At 62.8% G+C, this 3986-nt stretch carries 4 protein-coding genes; all 4 read right to left on the reverse strand.

Going from position 1 to position 3986, the window contains the following annotated elements; genetic code table 11:
* Positions 1–67 precede the first annotated feature (67 nt).
* Complete coding sequence (locus WAN02_RS29240; RefSeq protein WP_422268880.1) at positions 68–637, reverse strand: hypothetical protein; 570 nt, start codon at positions 635–637, stop codon at positions 68–70.
* 910 nt (positions 638–1547) lie between these two features.
* Positions 1548–3044: an AlkA N-terminal domain-containing protein gene (locus WAN02_RS29245; RefSeq protein WP_422268881.1), complete on the reverse strand. Its 1497-nt coding sequence runs from the start codon at positions 3042–3044 to the stop codon at positions 1548–1550.
* Positions 3045–3054: 10 nt separating this feature from the next.
* The gene (locus tag WAN02_RS29250; protein WP_422268882.1) at positions 3055–3621 is read right to left on the reverse strand and encodes a chloride channel protein; all 567 of its coding nucleotides are present in this window, start codon (positions 3619–3621) and stop codon (positions 3055–3057) included.
* Positions 3591–3986 (reverse strand): chloride channel protein (locus WAN02_RS29255; protein WP_422268883.1); only part of this gene is annotated, 396 nt, incomplete at its 5' end. The genes WAN02_RS29250 and WAN02_RS29255, both read right to left, overlap by 31 nt.

Raw genomic sequence — 3986 nt, forward strand, 5'->3', positions numbered from 1 at the left:
GGCGACGCCTGGCGTGACAGAACGGACCAGCGTGGTGACGCTTGGTTAGCCAAACCGCAACGTGTGATTACAGCGACGCACAGGCCGAAGCACAGATGTGAAGCAGCACCTCATTGATATCTTGCAGCAACACGTCGGCAGTCCCAAGCTGAGTGCCCAGCTGGATATATATGGTGTTGAGGTCATAATCTATCTGGCCACCCGAGCCAAGTTCTTGTGAGATCGTTGTCAACTCAGTTGTTACATTGCTAAAGCCGGCGAGCAGGTTGCTATTCAGCAATGCAAGCTCAGTATTCACGCCGTTGCCTAAATTGAAGAGATCGTGACTCAGAGCGCCATTGAGGCCAAGGTCGCTGTCCAGAGTGGACAAGCCACTGGTGACATCGCTTTCCAGAGTTGAGAAACCACTGGTCACATCGCTTTCCAGCGTCGTCAAGTCACTGTTGAGATTGCTGTCCAGCGTAGACAGCAGACTTTCGATGGCTGTGTTCGGATCGCCTCCAGTGAGCTGGATCGCGGGCAGGTAAACGTGAGGTATGGCGGGTGACGGTGCTGTCGCTGAAGTGAGCGCGATCAGGCTGGCGCCCAACGCCAGGGCGACTCCAGCGATGGCATGGGGGCGAAGTGCTTGTTGCATGACCATGATCTCCTTCTGATAGGCACCAGCTATTCGACGCGTGTGTCACATCGTGGCGCCGACTGTACCTGAGAACAAGGTTATAAACCACACATAGTTAGCTGTGGTTTAGATGATTAACATTTAAGAATCTGTCAGGGTCGTGACTGTTGGGATTCACGATTCTTCTGTGACTTGTTTCGCCTAGCCGCACTGCTTGTGTGCTGTCGCTTGTGTCGGCTGCGCCCTCGGCTACCAGTGCAGGCACTCCCGCCGGCCCACCCGGTATAACCCCACCCCGCCATCGAGACCGGGACGTAATGCGTTCGAGGCTGTCCGCGAGCAAAACGGGTTCCCGTTTTTCGATAGTCAGTAAGTTCACCCAGCAGCGGGCGCTGTTGGCGCAGCTGCTTGCGAGGTTGGGTCTGCCCGACACCGACTAAGAGGCGGAAGCCAAAGCAGCGAAGCTGTCGCGGACCCGCCGGCTTGCGGCGCACGGTGGCCGGTCGTGACGGTCAGGCACAGTCGGCGCCGCGCCACCGATGATCCGGAATCGCTGGCAGCTCTGCTCCCCGACGAGCTGCGAAGATTTAAGCCGTCCACCGATCCCAGTGAATTCCGCGCTCACCTAGCCGCTGTGGTTGATTGGCTTAACACCCAAGTACCGGCCTGGCTGAGGACCTGGCGATCCCGGTGATGATCGCAGCCGGCCTGAGTGTCGCTGACTGGTACCGCCAAGCGCTGGGCGTCGAAAAGTGAACCGGAACAGGCGATTTAGACGCCGAGAAGCGAGGCGCAGACTGCGCCGGCCAGCAGACAAAAGCGGCAGAAGTCCATTTATGCCAGCCCCAGACAATCCGCTGCCACCTGGAACCGTTCTAGCATTTTCTACAAAGCGTTGTAATTGGACTGTAAATGGTGCGGTAGTGGGTCATGCGATCTCCTCTGCTGGCCAATGGTTCACCGGGTGCTCCAGCGTCGTCCACAGATATTGGGTGGCGTAGGAACGCCAGGGTCGCCAGCGGCGGCTCAACGCGCTCAATTCGCGGTGGTCGCTCGGGAAGCCCAACTGCTCGGCGGCCAAACGCAATCCGAGATCGCTGGCGGGAAAGGCGTCGGGGTCACCCAGGCCGCGCATCGCGATCACCTCCGCGGTCCACGGTCCGATTCCGGGCACCGCGAGCAGTTGACTACGAGCCTCGTCCCAGTCGCAGCCGGGGTTGAGCACGACTCTGCCATCGGCAAGCGCGGCGACGAGGCCGGTGACGGTCCGACGGCGCGAGTTCGGAACGGCCAGGTGGGCCGGATCGATGTCGCTGAGTTGCTCGATCGACGGAAACGTATGCGTCAGTGCGCCGTTGGCATCGTGGACCGGATCGCCGTACGCGACGACCAATCGGCTTGCGTGGGTCCGCGCGGCCTTGATCGATACCTGCTGACCCAGCACCGCTCGCACTGCGAGTTCGGCCTCGTCGACGGTGCGTGGTATTCGCTGCCCAGGTGCCTTGGCAACCACCGGGGCCAGGGCGGCATCGGAACTCAACACGTCGATCACGGCGTCCGGGTCGGCGTCGAGGTCGAGAAGCCGTCGGCACCGCGCGATCGCGGTTGTCAGATCGCGAAAGTCGTCGAGCACCAGCACGCATCGGACATGATCGGGCGCCGGTGTCAGGCTGGCGATTCCGTTGCCGAACGGTAGTCGCAGGGTCCGCCGATAGGCGCCGTCACGAATTTCCTCACAGCCGGGGACCACGCTGGCGGCCAGGTGGCCGAACACCCCTTCGTAGGCGAACGGAACCCGTACCGGCAAACGCAGCGACACAGTGCCCGGTGCCCTCACATCTGTTGCGGCACCGCCTAACCGAGCGGTCGCGCGCTTACGCAACTGAGTCGGAGTGCTGTCGCACACCAGGCGCAGCGTGTCGTTGAATTGGCGGATGCTGGAAAATCCTGCGGCAAATGCGACGTCGCCGAATGGCAAATCCGTCGTCTCGATCAGGACCCGTGCGGTCTGGATGCGTTGCGCGCGAGCCAGAGCAAGCGGGCCGGCGCCGGTTTCTGCCTGCAGTAATCGCTGAAGTTGTCGGGTGGTGTAGCCGAGGCGGGCGGCGAGGCCCCCGACACCCTCGCGGTCGATGGTGCCATCGGCGATCAGCCGCATGGCCCGTGCGACGAGGTCGTCGCGAATGTTCCAATCCGGCGAGCCCGGCGACGCGTCCGGACGGCAGCGTTTGCACGCGCGAAACCCGGCACGTTGCGCGGCTGCCGCGGTTGGAAAGAACCGCACGTTACGGGCGAATGGCGGACGGACGGGACAGCTGGGTCGGCAATATATCCCGGTGGTCCGCACGGCGGTGACGAACCAGCCGTCGAACCGAGCGTCCTTGGATTGGACGGCTCGGTAGCAGCGGTCGAAGTCTTCGTGCACGATTCGACAATTACACCGGGCCACCGACATTTCTGGCGAGAATGCGACATCGTGCTGCTCGACCGGGATGCCTGCAGCTGCCGTGCGGCGTCAGCCCAGTGCCCTCGGCGGTGACCCAGGCGCTGCGTCGGCGGCGACAGGGCGAGGACGTCCAAAGGTGACAAAGTGGCGGGTGCGCAAACGAGGCGATGATCAGCGGGAAGAGCGCAGGCCAGGCGTTGGTGAGTTCTAGGGTGAAGACGATGCCGGTCAACGGCGCGCGCATCGCGGCGCCGACCACGGCGGCCCGCCCTAGAAGCGCCCAGAATTCCGGGAACGCGACCGGGAACCAGTGTCCGACAAGGGCTCCCAGTGCGCCGCCGATCATGAACAGCGGCGCCAGCACACCACCCGAGGTGCCCGACCCCAGCGACAACGACCAGATCGCCGTCTTCACGGTGAGTATCCCGACGATGAGCGACAACGCGGCATGGCCAGTCAACAGCGCGCCGATCACGTCGTAGCCGACGCCGAGGGCGCGCGGCTGGATGAGTCCACCGATCCCGATCACCAGGCCACCGATGGCGGGCCACCACATCCAGTGAAATGGCAGACGCGAGAACGCATCTTCGGACGCGTACACCCACCGGTGGTGACGATGGCGATCGCAGCACCGCACACACCGGTGACGAGCGCCAACAGGTCTATGTTCCAAGGAATTTGGGTGACATGTTGAATCACGGGGAAGACCGGGTCGCCGCCCAGGATGAATGACCGCACGATCGTCGCGACCGAGACGGCCCCCTCGACCGGCACAGTACTGCGAGGCCGCCACTCGAACGGCAACAGCTCGATGGCCAGCAGAATGGATGCCAACGGGGAATTGAATGTCGCCGCCATTCCCCGGCCGCGCCCGAAACAAGCAGGATCTTGCGCTCGTCGGCGGTCAAGTGCAGATGCTGG

Source organism: Mycobacterium sp. (assembly GCF_049281135.1).
Taxonomy (GTDB): domain Bacteria; phylum Actinomycetota; class Actinomycetes; order Mycobacteriales; family Mycobacteriaceae; genus Mycobacterium.

Bases quoted from the DNA above. Each gene is read 5' to 3' on its own strand.
- WAN02_RS29240 (WP_422268880.1), bottom strand. From the start codon at position 637: ATGCAACAAGCACTTCGCCCCCATGCCATCGCTGGAGTCGCCCTGGCG.
- WAN02_RS29250 (WP_422268882.1), bottom strand. From the start codon at position 3,621: ATGTGGTGGCCCGCCATCGGTGGCCTGGTGATCGGGATCGGTGGACTC.